Raw genomic sequence first — 14,795 nt, 5'->3', positions numbered from 1 at the left:
GTCGGGATCGTACGACTAGTCGCCGGGATCGGCCTAGCCCGTGGCGGCACGCCTCGACGAGGCTTGCGGTATCGCAACGGCAAGAACCCTGGAGGTCAGCGATGGCAATGATCACGACCGAGCAGTCCGGCAGCGACGTCGGCGCCGATGGCCGGGTGCCGGACGCACTGGTGGCGGCGTACCGCGAACACGGTTTCGTCCGAGTGCGGGGCGTGCTCGATGCCGGCCAGGTCGAGCGGTTCCGGGCCGGCGCCGAGGCGTTCCTGGAGGCGCATCGCGGGGAGAGCCTGGAGAAGCAGGGCACCTTCAGCCAACTGGTCAACGTCTGGCAGCGCGACCAGACGCTGCGGGAGCTCACGTTCGACGCGCGGATCGGGCGGATCGCCGAACAGCTCGCCGGGTTCTCGCTGCGGCTCTGGCACGACCAGATGCTGGTCAAGGAGCCGCACAACAACGCCGCCACGGAGTTCCACCAGGATCGTCCGTACTGGCCGCACACGGGCGACCGGCTCCCGCTGTCGGCGTGGATAGCGCTGGTCGACGTTCCTCCGGAGCGGGGCTGCATGACGTTCCTGCCGGGCACCCAGGATCGCGCCGGCCTGCGTCCGCAGGACCTCCACGAAGAGGAGGACCTGTTCGAGGCGGACCCGTCCCTGCGCTGGATCCCCCGCGTCACCGTGCCGCTCCGCGCCGGCGACTGCACCTTCCACAGCGGCTACACCGGCCACATGGCGCTGCCCAACCGCACCGGCCAGGCCCGGCTCGCGCACGTCACCATCTTCATGGACGAGGCGACCCGCTACAGCGGGGCCGGGCACGTCGTGACCGACCCTCTCGGACTCACCGTGGGCGACCGGCTGGACAGCGACGCCTTCCCCCGCCCCTGGGCCTAGCCGACCGGCGTACGGCGGCCCCCCCGGAAAGATCGGGAGGGCCGCCGGCCCGGTACGGTGCCCGGGATTGCGCTTTGGTCGCCGGGCGTCACACTGGGCGTCATGATGCGATCTTGCGCGGTCATGGTCCTCCTGGGGCTGGTGGCCGGTGCCGCACTGATCTCGTTCATCGTGTGGCCGGGCTGGGCGACGGTGTTGCCGCTGGCCGCGATCATCGGCCTGGGCTGGCTCCTGCCACGGATCTGGAAGTGGCGGGGCATCCGCAAGCTGGCCGCCACAGCCGGCTCCCTGCGGGCCCGGTCCCAGGCCGACCCCGAGGGTTACCTGCCTCAGCTGACCATCGCCCTGGACCAGCACGCCAAGGCCCTGCTCGGCATGGGCCGGGTCGAACAGGCGCTGGAGGTGAGCGCCGAACGGATCGAGCATCACCGCAGCCTGCTGGACGGCGACCCCGACCGCCGCCGCGAGCGTCTCGACGACTTCGCCGAGGCGCTTGACGCTCACCGGGGCCTGCTCCAGCTGGCCGAACGGCCGCAGGAGGCGCTCGAGGCGAACGCCGAGGCTCTGCGGATCCGCAGGGAGGGCCTCGGCGAGTGGCGCGGTGGCCCCGACCACGAGCGTGACGTGGCCCTGACGCTGGCCACCCGGGCGAGCCTGCTCAGTGCCGGCGAGCGGCACGACGAGGCGCTGGCTGCGAGCCAGGAGGCACTGACGGCGTTGCGCACGATCAGCGGGCGCGACGACTACCGCTACCTGCCCGCCCTGGCCGGCGTCCTGGACCTCCGCGCCACTTGCGAACTCGCCGCCGGTCGCGAGCGGGACGCACTCGCGGACGCGCAGGAGGCGGTCGAGTGCTGCGAGCGACTGATCAACGTGTACCGCGGTGAGTATCTTCACCTCCTGGCACGCGTCACCGGCACCCACGCGAAGATTCTTTGCCGGACGGATCCTGACGAGGCGATCTCCAGCAGCGTGCGGATGGTCCAGGTGACACGGTCAGCGGCCGGGCAGGACGCCCTCGCCTACACTCCGGCGCTGCTCTCGGCGCTCACGGCGCACGCGCTCGTGCTGAGCGCCGCCGGACGGACGCGCGAGGGCCGCCGCGTGGCGCGCAAGGCGATCTCCCTGTCGCGCCGGGCGGTTCCGGAGCTGCTCGTCCAGACGCGACAGCAGCTGTCCGGTCTGCTCCGCCGTGGAAGTGCCTCCTGATCGCGAGACGATCAGCGTCGGGTCAGGCGGCAGGATCCGCCCCGGGCGCGGGTGCAGTGGCGGGCGTCGCGGCCACCGGGGGGTACGACGACGTACCGCGCCGATACACGGCGGCATGGCCAGAGGGGACAGGGGCCGTCGCGAGGTCAGGCGCGGCGGATCGTGATGTCGCCGTCGTGGCTGCGGGCGCGGATCTCGACCGCCTCGTCGAACCCTTCCGGGCTCTCGCGGGCGTCGAGGGAGTTGAGCAGCCTGCCGTTGGCCGTGCTCACGTCGAGGAACGCCGCGCTGCCCTGCCGGATGCCGACCTCGAGGTCGCCGGTCGCGCTCGTCAGGACGACCGAGCCGCGCGCGACCTCGCCGATCCGCACGCTGCCGTGCACGTTCTTCGCCTCGACGCCGCCGTGGGCGCGCTCGACCTGCATGTCGCCGTTGGTGCCGATCAGCCGCAGGTCGCCCGTCACCTCGCCGACGTAGCACTCCCCGTCGTGGTTTCTGATCGACGCGGGGCCGGCCACCTCCTGGATCCTGACCTCGCCGGACGCGGTGGAGACCTCGGCCCGGCCGGTCGCGCGCTCGACGACGATCTCGCCGCTGTCGCTGGTCAGCTGGATCGCGCCGGCCTGGTCGAGCCGGATGTCGCCGTAGCCGGTCCGCAGCCGGCACTCTCCCAATCGGCCCGTGCAGTGGAACTCGCCCGCCATCGTCGAGCCCTGGACGTGCGAGCCCGACGGCAGCTCGATCGTCACGCGGACCGGCTCCCCCCAGTCGCCGAACAGGCCGGTCAGTGCTGACAGGCCCCACCCCTGGCGCCGCGCGCCCGCTCCGGCGCCCGCGAAGCGGGACTGGACGGACTCCTGCTGCGCGCCTTTGACGACCAGCTTGCCTGCCGCGTAGCCGATCTGGATCGCGGCCGCCCCCTCCTCGCCGTCGCCCGGCCGCGCGTCGACCACCGTGGTGGTGCGGTCGCTCGCGATGATCGTGACCTCGGCGCCGGGCAGGTCGATGCTGACCGAGATCGGGTCGGGTGTGTCGAATGTCGGCATGAAGCGCTCCTCGTGGTTGTGTGCGTCCGGGCCTCAGCCGACCCAGCCGGTGTAGCTGCGCCCGCTCGCCGAGCCGCGCCCCGCCGCCCGGCGGCCGCCGGGCTCCAGCGTGGCCGCGACGGCGCGGACCAGCCAGGTGTTGACCGACAGGCCCTCCCGGCGGGCGGCCTCCTCGACCTGGACCTTCAGGTGCTCGGGGAGGCGGAGGCTGATGCGGGCGGTGCCGCCGTCCTGGGTGCCCGGCGGGTCCACGGGCTGGACGTCCGCGCCGGACGGCCCGCCGTCGTCGAGGTCGTCGGACGGGTGCCCCGCCGGGGATCGGGTCAGGACGAAATCGGGATCGCCGCGGCGCAGGCGGACCTCCACCGAACCGGGCGCCAGCTCGCGCGTGATCTCGTCGGCGGCCGCCGACAGGACCTCCAGCAGGATCAGCCGGACGGATGACTCGAGCGGTGAGAGCAGTCGGCGGGCGAGGGCGCGCGCGTCCTCGCCGCCTGCCTCCGCGGCGACCGCGAGGTCCCTGTGGAGCCTGTCGACGTACGGCTTGAGATCCATGGCGTCATTATGACGCCAAAATGACGCCAGAACCAGACGTCACCGGGCCATGGCGCGCAGGCGGCTCTTCTGGATCTTGTTCGAGCCGGTGCGGGGCAGGTCGTCCACGACGTCGAGGTACACGGGGAGCTTGTACTTGGCCAGCCGTCCGGCCAGGAACGCCCGCAGCTCGCCGATGGTCAGCTCGCGCCCGGGGACGGTGATCACGAATGCCCGGCCGACCTCGCCCCACGTGGCGTCCGGCACGCCGATCACCGCGACCTCGGCGACCGCGGGGTGCTCGTGGACGGCCGCCTCGACCTCGGCCGGGTAGACGTTCTCGCCGCCGGAGATGTACATGTCCTTGACCCGGTCGACGATGTGGAAGTGCCCTTCGGGGTTCACGTACGCGATGTCGCCGGAGTGGAACCACCGGCCCTCGGAGAAGGCCCGCTCGGTGGCGGCGGGATCGTCCCAGTAGCCGGGGGTCACGTTGGGCCCCTGGATGATCACTTCACCGGGCTCGCCGGGGGCGGTGTCGGTCAGATCGGGCCGGACGCAGCGGACATTGGTGAAGAAGACCGGGACCCCGGCGGACCCGGCCTTGCGTTCGCTCTCGCCCGCCTCCAAGAACGTGGCGCCCGGCGCGGTCTCGGTGAGGCCGTAACCCTGGCAGAAGGTCAGGCCGCGTTCCTGGTAGGCGTGGATCAGCGCGGGCGGGACCGCCGCGCCGCCCGCCATCAGGCAGCGTACGGACGACAGGTCGGCGCCGGCCCAGCGGGGCGACCGGGCGAGCGCGGCGAACATCGTGGTCACGCCGAACATCCAGGTGACGCGGTGCTCGGCGATGAGGTCGAAGCAGGCCTCCACGTCCCAGGACGGCATGATGACCGAGCATCCGCCCTTGAGGAACGTGGGCAGCAGGCACTGGTTGAGCGCCGCCACGTGGAACAGCGGCGCGCTGACCAGCGTCATCTCGTCGGCGGCGACGTCCACCCCGACCAGGAGGTTGTAACAGTTCCAGACCAGGTTGCCGTGGGTCAGCGTGGCGCCCTTGGGCCGGCCCGTGGTGCCGGAGGTGTACAGGACGCAGGCCACGTCGTCGAGGCCGACCGGCACGTCGACGGGCGTGGGGTCGCCGGCGGCGAGCCAGTCCTCGTAGCCGGGGCCCAGCGTCACCACCGTGCGCACGGCCTGTCCGAAGGCGTGCTCGGGGGCGTGGACGAGCACCGTCGCCCCGCTGTGGGCCAGCAGGTAGTCGATCTCTGGCGCGGCGAGCCGGAAGTTCAGCGGCACGAAGACGCCGCCGAGCATGTGCGTGGCGAACATCGTCTCCACGAACGCCGGGTGGTTCTGCCCCAGGTAGGCCACCCGGTCTCCCTTGCGCACCCCGGCCGCGCGCAGCTGCCCGGCCAGCCGGGTGGCGCGGTCGGACACCTCCGCGTACGTCGTCGCGCGGCCGTGGAAGACGAAGGCGGTGCGGTCCGGCGACATCGCGGCCCGCCTGGCCGGCCACCCGCCGAGCCCTGCGTTCAACACCGTCCCGTCACCTCTCAGGCGTAGTGGCGGTAGACGGCACGGGCGACGCAGGCGGGCTTGCCGACGCCGTCGATCTCGACGGTGAAGTCGCAGAGCATCTGCACGCCGTCGCCGGGCACGTCCTCGACCTCGGCGACCCTCGCGGCCAGGCGGACCTTGGCGCCCACGCGCACTGGGCTCGGGAAGCGGACCTTCTCCAGCCCGTAGTTGATGCTCATCCTCACGCCCTGGATGTCGAGCACCTCGTTGAACAGCGGGATGACCAGCGCCAGGGTGAGATAGCCGTGGGCGATGGTGCCGCCGAAGGGGCCGTCCTGCGCCCGCCGGGTGTCGACGTGGATCCATTGGTGGTCGTTCGTGGCGTCCGCGAAGGTGTTCACCCGCTCCTGGGTGATCTCCAGCCAGGCGCTGTGGCCCAGGTCGCGGCCGGCCAGGGCCTTGATCTCCGCGAGTCCGTTCACCGTGGTCATGAGGTCTCCTTGTCGAGGCCCAGCAGGCGGGCGGCGTTGTCCTTGAGGATCTTGGGGCGGACCTCGGGCTTGATGTCGAGCTTGGCGAAGTCGGCCAGCCAGCGGTCCGGGGTGATGACGGGGAAGTCGGAGCCGAAGAGCACCTTGTCCTTGAGCAGGCTGTTGGCATATCGGACGAGCTGGGGCGGGAAGTACTTCGGTGACCATCCGGACAGGTCGATGTGGACGTACGGCTTGTGCGTGGCGACGGCGAGCGCCTCGTCCTGCCAGGGGAAGGACGGGTGGGCCAGGATGACGCGCAGCTCGGGGAAGTCCACGGCCACGTCGTCGACCAGCATCGGGTTGGAGTACTTGAGCCGGATGCCGCCCCCGCCGGGCACGCCCGCGCCGATGCCGGTCTGCCCGGTGTGGAAGAGGGCGGGCACGCCGAGCTCCTCGATGACCTCGTACAGGGGATAGGCCATCGGGTCGTTCGGGGCGAACCCCTGGATGCTCGGATGGAACTTGAAGCCGCGCACCCCGTACCGCTCCACCAGGCGGCGGGCCTCCCGCGCCCCCGCCCTGCCCTTGTGCGGGTCGACGCTGGCGAAGGGGATCAGCACGTCGGCGTGTTCGGCGCAGCTCTCGGCGATCTCCTCGTTGGCGATGCGCGGGTGGCCGGTGGCGTGCTCGGCGTCCACGGTGAACACCACCGCGGCCATCTTCCGCTCCCGGTAGTAGGCGGCCATCCGGGGGATGGTGGGGCGCTCGTGCGAGCCGAAGTACTCCTCGGACGCGCCGAACAACGCCGGGCTCAGCGAGCCGTGGCCGTCCTTGGAGACCTCGGCATGGGTGTGGACGTCGATGGCGACCAGCTCGTCGAGGTTCACCGTCAGGCTCCCTTGGGGGCGGGGATGCCGTAGGTCTCGGGCTCGGCGCCGACGCCCGTGTGCCACTGTCCGGCGATCGCCTCGGCGCTCCAGCCGCCGTCGGCGTACGCCACCGCCTTCTCCTTCGGGTGCGCCCACAGGGCCAGCCGGTCCCCGCCGACGCCGATCGCCTGCCCGGTGACGCCCTTGGAGGCGTCCGAGGCCAGGTACGTGATCAGCCCGGTCACGTCCTCGACCGTGCCCAGCCCCTCGTCCCTGCGCAGCCAGCCGGGCAGCGGCTCCCCGGTGCGCTCGGACTCGGCGATGACCGGCGCGAACGCCGGGATGGTCTTGGTCATCTCGGTGGCCGCGACCGGGATCACCGCGTTGACCATGATGTCGGCCTTGGCCAGCTCCATCGCCCAGGTCCGGGCCATCGCGACGATGCCGGCCTTGGCCGCGGCGTAGTTGGTCTGGCCGAAGTTGCCGCGCTGGCCGGCCGGCGAGCCGACGAGGATCAGCCGCCCGCCCGTGCCCTGCTCGCGCATGCGCACCGCCGCCGCGCGGGCGCAGGTGAACGTGCCCCGCAGGTGCACGTTCACGACGTCGTCGAAGTCCTCGTCGGACATCTTCCACAGCACCCGGTCGCGCAGGATGCCCGCGTTCGTGATCAGCACGTCGAGGCGCCCGAACTCCCGTACGCACGCCTCGACCAGGTGGTCGGCCGCCGCCGTGCCGCCGACGGCGGCGGTCACGCCGACGGCCCGGCCGCCCGCCGAGGTGATCTTCACCACCGCGGCGTCCACCGCCTCCTGGTCGACGTCGTTCACCACCACCGCGGCGCCCGCCGCGGCGAGGGCCTCGGCATAGGCCAGGCCGAGGCCGCGCCCGCTGCCGGTGACGATCGCCGCTTTGCCGGTCAGATCCATGTGGAACACCTCTCAGAACGTGATCACGGGTTTGATCGCCTTGCCCGCGGCCATGTCCCGCGCGGCGCGATCGATGTCGTCGAACGGGTAGTGGCTGATCAGCTTCCGCACCGGCAGCCGGCCGGCGCGGACGAGCCGGACCAGGGCGGGGATGGCGGCCCGCGTCTCGGCGTCGCCGAGGGTCAGGCCGGTCACGCGCCTGCCCGGCAGCATGCCGTTGACGTCCAGGGCCAGCTCGGTGCCGAACGGCGGCGCGCCGACCAGGACGAGCGTGCCGCGGGCGGCGAGCGCGGCGGCGCCCGCGCGGGCCACGGCGACGCTGCCGGTGGTCTCCACGATGCCGTGGGCGCCTCCACCGGACAGCTCCATGACGGCCTCGGCGACGTCGGCCCGGCCCGCGTCCACGGTGTGGGTGGCGCCGAGCTCGCGGGCCAGCTCCAGGCGTTCGGAGATCCTGTCGACGGCGATGACGGCCGTCGCGGGACTCAGGGCCGCCGCCATCACGGCCGACAGCCCGACCGAGCCGGCGCCGAGGACGACCACGGTGTCCCCGAGCCGGGGCCGGAGCACGTTCCAGACGGCTCCCACGCCGGTCAGCACGCCGCAGCCCAGGGGCGCGACCGTCTCCAGCGGCACCTCGGGATCGACCTTGACCAGGCTGCGCTCGTCCACCAGCGCCAGCCGCGCGAACGACGACTGCCCGAAGAAGTGGCCGCCGATCGGCGCGCCGGCGCGCGTGATGGTGCTGCTGCCGTCGGCTCGCCGGCCGCCGATGAGGTTCAGCGGCAGCCAGGAGGCGCAGTAGGCCGGGTGGCCGCCGCGGCAGTTGCCGCAGGCGCCGCAGGAGGTGAAGGACAGGACGACGTGGTCGCCCGGCGCGACCGCCGTGACCGCCGGGCCGACCGCCTCGACGACCCCCGCCCCCTCGTGGCCCAGGACGCCGGGCAGGGGGAACGGCAGACCGCCCGAGGCCACGGACAGGTCGGTGTGGCACAGGCCGGCGGCGGCCATGCGGACGACGGCCTCGTCGTGGCGCGGCTCGTCGAGCTCGACGTCGGTGAGGGTGAAGGGCGCCGCGCCTGACTCGACGACGGCCGCGGTGGTCATGACCATGACGGGCTCCTCAGCCGAGTGAGACGACGACGGACTTGGTCCTGGTGTACGAGGCCAGCGCCTCCGGGCCGGACTCGCGGCCGAACCCGGAGTCCTTCACCCCGCCGAAGGGCACCGCCGGGTCGAGCATCGCCCAGTCGTTCACCCAGACGATGCCCGCCTGGAGCCTGGCCGCGACGCGGTGCGCCCGGGCGACGTCGCCGGTCTGGACGCCCGCCGCCAGCCCGTAGCGGATGCCGTTGGCCAGCGCGATCGCCTCGTCCTCGGAGTCGAACGGCTGGACGGTCAGGACGGGACCGAAGATCTCCTCCCGCACGGCCCGGGAGTCGTCCGGCAGGCCGGCGATGACGGTCGGTTCGTAGTAGTAGCCGCCGTTCAGGTCGAGCCGTTCGCCGTCGCACACGACGCGGCCGCCCTCCTGCCGGGCCAGCGCGACGTACTCCTCGACCTTCTTCAGGTGCCGGTCGGCGGCCATCGGCCCGACGACCGTCGCGGGGTCGCGGGGATCGCCCACCGGGACTCCCGGCACGGCCTCGGCCAGGATCCCGACGATCGTGTCATGGAGCGGCCGGGCCACCAGGAGCCGCGGCCCGGCCATGCAGAACTGGCCGGTGTTGAACACGAAGCCCTTGATGATCGCGCCGATCGCCTTCTCCACGTCGGCGTCCTCGAACACGATGTGCGCGGCGTTGCCGCCGAGCTCCATCGTGACCGGCTTGAGCGCCTCGCCCGCCACGGCGGCGGCGTGCCGGCCGACGGCGGTCGACCCGGTGAAGGCGACCTTGTCGATGCCCGGGTGCCTGAGCAGCGCCTCACCGGCCACCGGCCCGGTGCCGGTGACGACGTTGACCACGCCGTCCGGTACGCCGGCCGCCTGGAACAGCTTCGCCATGAACAGGGCGCTGAGCGGCGTGTCGTCGGCGGGCTTGTGCACCACGGTGTTCCCGGCCGCCAGCGCGGGGGCGAGCTTCGTGCTGGACAGGATCAGCGGGAAGTTGAACGGGGTGATCGCGGCGACCACGCCCACGGGCTCGCGGCGGGTGTAGGCGAAGGCGTTCATGGGCGTGGCGCGGGTGGCGCCGTCGAGGGTCTGCGCCAGCCCGGCGTAGAACTCGTAGTGCTCGATCGCGGTCCGCACGTCCACGGGGCCGCACAGGGCGACCGGCTTGCCGACGTCGAGGCTCTCCAGCCGGGTGAGCTCGCCGGCGTTCTCCCGCATGAGGTCGGCGATCTTGTTGAGCACCCGGGACCGCTCGCGCGGGCTCGTGGTGCTCCAGGGGCCGTGGTCGAACGCCTCGCGGGCGGCCGTCACGGCCGCGTCGACGTCTGTCTCGTCCGCCGCGGCCACGGTGCCGGCCACCTGGCCGGTGGACGGGTCGATCACGTCGGTCCGGCCGCCCTTGGCCGCCTCGCGCCACTGGCCGCCGATGAACAGCCGGCCTTCCTCGAACTCGGGATCGCTCATGGTCGCGCTTCTCTCTCACGGATTCCGCCCGTGGCGGGGCCTCGGAGTGGCCTCGGCCACACGGCAGAAAAGACCGGGTACGCCGAGGACAAGCCGCCTTCGATTGACAGGAAACCTGTCGATTGGCAGTCTTGTTGCCAACAGGTTTCCTGTCAATGGCCTAGCCTGGATCTCCCCGATGACGACTCAGGAGCAGGTGGATGACCGCAGCGGCGGAACAGCAGGCGGGCACGGCCGCGGACAAGGCGCCGCCGTCGCTGCTCTACATGGTCAAACAGGTGGAGCTCGTCGTCCGCTCACGCCTCGACGAGCTGATGCGGCCGACCGGCATCACCGTGACGCAGTACACCGCGCTCACCGTGCTGGAGCGGCACGACGGGCTGTCGGCCGCCCAGCTGGCCCGCGACTCGTTCGTGACCGCGCAGTCCGTGGCCGACCTGGTGCGCGCCCTGGAGGAGCGCGGGCTCATCCGGCGCGAGCGCAACCCGGCCAACCGCCGCGAGCTGCACATCCTCCTCACCGACGCGGGGCGCGAACTCCTGGCCCGCCTCGCCGGGCCGGTACGCGAGCTCGAGGAGCTCATGATCGCCGACCTGTCCTCGCGACAGGTGGGCCAGCTCCGCCACGCGCTCTCCAAGGCGTGGCGGGCTCTTCTCTGAAGCTTTTCGGCGGCGGTGTCAACCGTAGGTCGGACATGAAAGACAGACCTCAGGTGGACGCGCTGGGACGGGTGCGTCCCCAACAATGGCCCGGTGACGTTGACGTTGGGCATGTCGTTGCCGGAGATCGTTGTGGTGCTGGGCGCCGTGCTGCTGGTGGTCGCTCACCGGCTTCCGTCCCGTGCCCGCCGGCCGGTCGCGATCGGCGCGGCGGCGGTCGTGCTGCTCTCCGCGACGGCGCTGGTCCTGGCGGGGGTGCGCTGGCAGTTCGTGCCGGTTCTCGCGGGCGCCGCCATCGTGCTGTCGGTCAGCCTCCCCGTGCTGCTGCGCCGGCCCGCGTGGCGGGCTCCGTGGTGGCTGGCGTTGCCGGGGTGGGCGGCGTGCGCCGGCCTCGTCGCCGCGGGGCCGGTGGCCTCGTGGGCGTTTCCGGTGCCCGTCTTCCCCGAGCCGTCGGGCCGGTTCCCGGTCGGCACCTTCGTGCTGGAGTGGACCGATCCGGGCCGTCCGGAGCCCGCGACGCCCGACCCGGATGACCGGCGCACGGTGGTCGTCCAGTTCTGGTACCCGGCGCGGGGGAGTGCGGCGGGCGCCGCGCGGGCCCCGTATCTCGGACGCACGGAGCGGGAGGCGCGCGTCGTCTCCGGCGCCGCGGCGGCCTATCTCGGGGTGCCCGGTTTCCTGTTCGACGGCGCCTCGGCCGCCCGCACCCGCTCGGTGCCGGGTGCCGCCGTGGCCGCAGGACGGTTCCCCGTGGTGCTGTTCTCGCCGGGGCTCGGGGGCGTGCGCACCCAGAACACCGCCTGGGCGGAGGAGCTGGCCAGTCTCGGCTACGTCGTGGTGGCCCTCGACCACCCGTACGACTCCGCCGCCGTCGTCCTCGCCGACGGCCGGACGATCCGCACCCGGGTCGCCGCGACCGGCGACGATCGCGAGGACGAGCGGCGGGCGGCCGGCTGGACGGCGGTGCGCGCCGACGACCTCGGCTTCGTCCTGACCCAGCTGGGCCGTCTCGACCGGGGTGAGCTCGCGAGCCCGTTGACCGGTCGCCTCGACACCGCTCGGGCCGCGGTGACCGGCCACTCGATCGGCGGGGCCGCCGCGTTGCGGGCGGCCCGCCAGGACACCCGCTTCGCGGCGGTCATCGACCTGGACGGCGCTCCCCACGACCCCGAGCCGCGGCCCTTCCGCCAGCCGGTGCTCGCGCTCACCCACCCGGTGGACCCGGCGGACAACCCGACCTACATTCCTCGCCTCACGCGGGTGCTCGACCTCAGCACCGCCACGAGTTACCGGCTCACCGTCCCCGGGACGGCGCATCTGACGTTCACGGACGCGCCGCTCTACCTTCCGCCCGTGCCCGCGCTGGCCGGGTCGCTGGGCCGTACCGACGGGCTGCGCCTCACGGCTGCCACCAGCGTCGCCTTCCTCGACGCGACCTTACGCGGCAAGCCGGGCGACCTCGCCGCGCGGCTGTCGCCGTACGGCGACCTCACCGTCCACCACGCGGACAGCGAAGTACGATCCGGCGGGTGAACGGGAAGCGCTGGACCGACTACCTCTACGAGCGCCACCCACCGGCCCGGCTGCACGCCTGGGCGCGCGAGCTGGCCTACTTCCGCTTCTGCCGCGCGTACGGCGGACACGCCAACGACGGCGACCAGCTGCTGGCCGCTCTGCGCGTCGAGACGCAGGACGACCTCGTGCGGACGCTGTCCGCGCTCGGCGTGCCCGTGACGTGGCTGCGTCCCGGCGACCCGCGGCCGGTCCCCGGCGTCGCCTACACCGCGGTCGAGTTCGCCCGCTGCCGGGCCGTTCGGTGACACCGCGCCGCCGGATCGAGGCCGCGCTGCGCGCCGGGATCCACTACCTGGACGTCACCGGCGAGACCCTGGTCGCGATGAGCACGTTCGACACCTACCGGGACGATCCGTGGGTGAAGGAGGCGGGCATCGTGGTGGCACCGGTGATGGCGTTCTACGGCGCGCTGGGCGACCTGCTGGCGACCGTCGCGATGGGTGACTGGCCGGCGGCCGACGAGATCTCGATCGCGGTGGCCCTGGACAGCTGGCACCCGACCCCGGGCACCCTGCTGGCCGGGCAGCGCCGGGCCGGGCGGCGGGTGGTCTTCTCGGACCACCACCTGCACGTCGTCGCGGGGGACGAGCCGCAGCCGAAGGGGACCTGGACGTTCTCCGACCCGTTCGGGACCCAGGACGTCGTGGGGCAGTTCTCCAACGCCGACGTGGTCACCGTCTCGCGCCACCTGGACACCCCGCGGATCGACGCCTTCCTGAACGTCGCCCCGCTGAAGGACCTTGGCGACCCGGAGACCAAGGGTCCGCAGGCGGCCGGCGCCGACGGACGATCGGCCCAGGTCTTCCTGGTCGAGGTCGTCGTCCGCCGGGGGGACGAGCGGCGGCGGGTGTCGGCGCGCGGCCGCGACATCTACGCCGTCACCGCGCCGATCGTGGTGGAGGCCGCCGAGCGGATCCTGACCGGCCGCGGCCGGGCCACCGGGGTCGTCACCGCCGGGGAGATCTTCGATGCCGAGGACTTCCTGCGGTCCCTCCCGCTGGACGCGCTGTCGCTGGACGGCGAGTGAAAATTCCCGCCCTATTGCGAACGCCGCGGCAATCGACGTACGACGACGCCGACGAATCTTTCCATCGGCACGTATCCGTGGTGTCGTGAGTCGTAAGAACGCGTGAGATTGTCGCCCAGGACCAGCAGATTCCCGGGCGGTACGGAGGTTTCCGCGAGCCCGGGAAAATCGACGGGCGGCACCGGATCGCCGGGCACCGCCACCGCCCGTTTGATGATGAAATCCGGCTCCTCCCATTGATCGTGGGCCGGCATTCGGTCCCGTTGGACGAGCACCACCTGGCCCCGCCGTACCCGGGCGAACGGCACGCGCCGGACCAGCACCCGGTCGCCGGACTCGTACGCCGGCTCCATGCTCCGGCCGTTCACGGTGACGAGCAGGTGCCGCCTGCGCACCCACAGCAGGCAGGCACCTCCCAGCAGGGCAAGGACGACGATCACCACGTCACGGGCAGTCGGTCCCGAAGCTCGCGCACCCGCAGCGGTGCCCGCTGATGCAGTCGTAGCACAGCTTGCCCCGGTAGTTGCGGTTGCCGATCCAGATGCAGCAGGGAATGCATTCGCAGTTGCACCGGTCGATGGCGGACGCCGTCGCCTGCGGGACGACTTTCTGGAGAAGCCGATCGCTCAATTGCTCCAGCAGTGCTTTCACGATCACCTCCGGTATGGGGTCGTTCCGGCTAGTGTCCCCGTTCACGCTTTCCGGAGCCTGTCGTGGTTCTGTCGATCGACGACAGGCGGGCGACAGGTCCGGGAAAGCGGCGGAGGCCATGATTTCCGGGAGCTTCTCAAATGCGGTCAGCGTGAAGGGAATATCGCCCATGGTGTTCATCTCGGTGGCAGTGGTCCTCGTCGGGGCGCTGTGCCTGCTCGACCTGCTGCTGACGTTCGGCGTCATCCGCCGGCTCCGCGCGCACACCGCCGAGCTGGAGCGGCTCGGCAACAACGGCATGTGGACGAGCGACCTCATCCCCGCCCCGGGCCACAAGGTCGGCGACCTCGCCGCCTCGACGCTCGACGGCGATCCGGTCTCCGCCGCGACGTTCGCGGAGCAGACGCTCGTGGCGTTCTTCTCGCAAGGGTGCTCGGCCTGCGAGGACAAGCTTCCGGAGTTCGTGAGCCAGGCCGGGGCCGTGCCCGGCGGCCGGGACCGGGTGCTCGCCGTCGTCTCCGGGGAGCCCGCCCAGATGACCGAGACGCTCGACGCCCTGTCCCCTGTGGCGCGCGTGGTCGCCGGGCAGCAGGCCGCTCCCGTGATCGACGCCTTCGCGGTGCGGGCGTTTCCCACTTTCAGCCTGGTCGAAGCCGGCACGGTGCTCGCCAGCGACAACGACCTCGCCCGCCTCCCGGCGCCCTCCAGAGCATGAGCCCGCGCCACCCCGCGATGCCGTCCGGCCTCGCACGGGTGGTGTCACCGGTACGGCGCTCGGCTTCCGGCCGCCTGGTGGGGGCGGGTGGCGTCACTGGTACGGTGCTCGGCCTGCGGTCG

The 14,795-nt window shown here is 72.4% G+C and carries 17 protein-coding genes; 7 read left to right on the top strand and 10 right to left on the bottom strand.

The window, feature by feature from the left end; all coding sequences use genetic code 11:
* Nucleotides 1-101 precede the first annotated feature (101 nt).
* Nucleotides 102-893: a phytanoyl-CoA dioxygenase family protein gene (locus tag ACFKCF_RS10510; protein ID WP_394492788.1), complete on the top strand. Its 792-nt coding sequence runs from the start codon at nucleotides 102-104 to the stop codon at nucleotides 891-893.
* 102 nt (nucleotides 894-995) lie between these two features.
* On the top strand, nucleotides 996-2,102 hold the full coding sequence (locus ACFKCF_RS10505; RefSeq protein WP_394492787.1) for a hypothetical protein: 1,107 nt from the start codon (nucleotides 996-998) through the stop codon (nucleotides 2,100-2,102).
* A 146-nt stretch (nucleotides 2,103-2,248) separates the two neighbouring features.
* Here ACFKCF_RS10505 and ACFKCF_RS10500 read toward each other — a convergent pair whose 3' ends face one another.
* The 8 genes from ACFKCF_RS10500 to ACFKCF_RS10465 are packed head-to-tail and all read right to left on the bottom strand — an operon-like array spanning nucleotide 2,249 to nucleotide 10,046.
* Nucleotides 2,249-3,148, bottom strand: coding sequence for a DUF4097 family beta strand repeat-containing protein (locus tag ACFKCF_RS10500; RefSeq protein WP_394492786.1), 900 nt, complete (start codon nucleotides 3,146-3,148; stop codon nucleotides 2,249-2,251).
* Between the two features lie 33 nt (nucleotides 3,149-3,181).
* The gene (locus tag ACFKCF_RS10495) at nucleotides 3,182-3,703 is read right to left on the bottom strand and encodes a hypothetical protein (RefSeq protein ID WP_394492785.1); all 522 of its coding nucleotides are present in this window, start codon (nucleotides 3,701-3,703) and stop codon (nucleotides 3,182-3,184) included.
* A gap of 39 nt (nucleotides 3,704-3,742) precedes the next feature.
* Nucleotides 3,743-5,221, bottom strand: coding sequence for a long-chain fatty acid--CoA ligase (locus ACFKCF_RS10490; protein ID WP_394492784.1), 1,479 nt, complete (start codon nucleotides 5,219-5,221; stop codon nucleotides 3,743-3,745).
* Between the two features lie 14 nt (nucleotides 5,222-5,235).
* Complete coding sequence (locus ACFKCF_RS10485; RefSeq protein ID WP_394492783.1) at nucleotides 5,236-5,691, bottom strand: MaoC family dehydratase; 456 nt, start codon at nucleotides 5,689-5,691, stop codon at nucleotides 5,236-5,238.
* Nucleotides 5,688-6,560, bottom strand: a complete 873-nt coding sequence (locus tag ACFKCF_RS10480) for an amidohydrolase family protein (RefSeq protein ID WP_394492782.1) — start codon at nucleotides 6,558-6,560, stop codon at nucleotides 5,688-5,690. The genes ACFKCF_RS10485 and ACFKCF_RS10480 overlap by 4 nt, the downstream gene beginning before the upstream one ends.
* A 2-nt stretch (nucleotides 6,561-6,562) precedes the next feature.
* On the bottom strand, nucleotides 6,563-7,468 hold the full coding sequence (locus ACFKCF_RS10475; RefSeq protein WP_394492781.1) for an SDR family oxidoreductase: 906 nt from the start codon (nucleotides 7,466-7,468) through the stop codon (nucleotides 6,563-6,565).
* A gap of 12 nt (nucleotides 7,469-7,480) precedes the next feature.
* Nucleotides 7,481-8,581, bottom strand: a complete 1,101-nt coding sequence (locus ACFKCF_RS10470; RefSeq protein ID WP_394492780.1) for an NAD(P)-dependent alcohol dehydrogenase — start codon at nucleotides 8,579-8,581, stop codon at nucleotides 7,481-7,483.
* Nucleotides 8,582-8,591: 10 nt separating this feature from the next.
* The gene (locus ACFKCF_RS10465; RefSeq protein ID WP_394492779.1) at nucleotides 8,592-10,046 is read right to left on the bottom strand and encodes an aldehyde dehydrogenase family protein; all 1,455 of its coding nucleotides are present in this window, start codon (nucleotides 10,044-10,046) and stop codon (nucleotides 8,592-8,594) included.
* Between the two features lie 200 nt (nucleotides 10,047-10,246).
* On the opposite strand from ACFKCF_RS10465, the gene ACFKCF_RS10460 reads away from it, so the two are divergent.
* From ACFKCF_RS10460 to ACFKCF_RS10445, 4 genes are all read left to right on the top strand, one after another.
* Nucleotides 10,247-10,705: a MarR family winged helix-turn-helix transcriptional regulator gene (locus tag ACFKCF_RS10460; protein ID WP_394492778.1), complete on the top strand. Its 459-nt coding sequence runs from the start codon at nucleotides 10,247-10,249 to the stop codon at nucleotides 10,703-10,705.
* Between the two features lie 93 nt (nucleotides 10,706-10,798).
* Nucleotides 10,799-12,238, top strand: coding sequence for an alpha/beta hydrolase family protein (locus ACFKCF_RS10455; RefSeq protein WP_394492777.1), 1,440 nt, complete (start codon nucleotides 10,799-10,801; stop codon nucleotides 12,236-12,238).
* Nucleotides 12,235-12,525, top strand: coding sequence for a hypothetical protein (locus ACFKCF_RS10450; RefSeq protein ID WP_394492776.1), 291 nt, complete (start codon nucleotides 12,235-12,237; stop codon nucleotides 12,523-12,525). Before ACFKCF_RS10455 ends, ACFKCF_RS10450 begins: the two co-directional genes overlap by 4 nt.
* The gene (locus ACFKCF_RS10445; RefSeq protein ID WP_394492775.1) at nucleotides 12,522-13,307 is read left to right on the top strand and encodes a saccharopine dehydrogenase; all 786 of its coding nucleotides are present in this window, start codon (nucleotides 12,522-12,524) and stop codon (nucleotides 13,305-13,307) included. Before ACFKCF_RS10450 ends, ACFKCF_RS10445 begins: the two co-directional genes overlap by 4 nt.
* 11 nt (nucleotides 13,308-13,318) lie before the next feature.
* Here ACFKCF_RS10445 and ACFKCF_RS10440 read toward each other — a convergent pair whose 3' ends face one another.
* Nucleotides 13,319-13,747 carry a S26 family signal peptidase gene (locus ACFKCF_RS10440; RefSeq protein WP_394492774.1) on the bottom strand — a complete coding sequence of 143 codons (429 nt, stop codon included), beginning with the start codon at nucleotides 13,745-13,747 and terminating at the stop codon, nucleotides 13,319-13,321.
* A gap of 4 nt (nucleotides 13,748-13,751) precedes the next feature.
* The gene (locus ACFKCF_RS10435) at nucleotides 13,752-14,138 is read right to left on the bottom strand and encodes a hypothetical protein (RefSeq protein ID WP_394492773.1); all 387 of its coding nucleotides are present in this window, start codon (nucleotides 14,136-14,138) and stop codon (nucleotides 13,752-13,754) included.
* On the opposite strand from ACFKCF_RS10435, the gene ACFKCF_RS10430 reads away from it, so the two are divergent.
* On the top strand, nucleotides 14,128-14,673 hold the full coding sequence (locus ACFKCF_RS10430; protein ID WP_394492772.1) for a hypothetical protein: 546 nt from the start codon (nucleotides 14,128-14,130) through the stop codon (nucleotides 14,671-14,673). The two genes, ACFKCF_RS10435 and ACFKCF_RS10430, sit on opposite strands and share 11 nt — an antisense overlap.
* The last annotated feature ends 122 nt before the right edge of the window (nucleotides 14,674-14,795 follow it).

It is taken from the genome of Nonomuraea sp. JJY05 (genome assembly GCF_043496855.1).
In the GTDB taxonomy this organism is placed as follows: domain Bacteria; phylum Actinomycetota; class Actinomycetes; order Streptosporangiales; family Streptosporangiaceae; genus Nonomuraea.
Note: the sequence above shows the minus strand (reverse complement) of the source record. Positions and strands in the feature narration are given on the sequence as shown.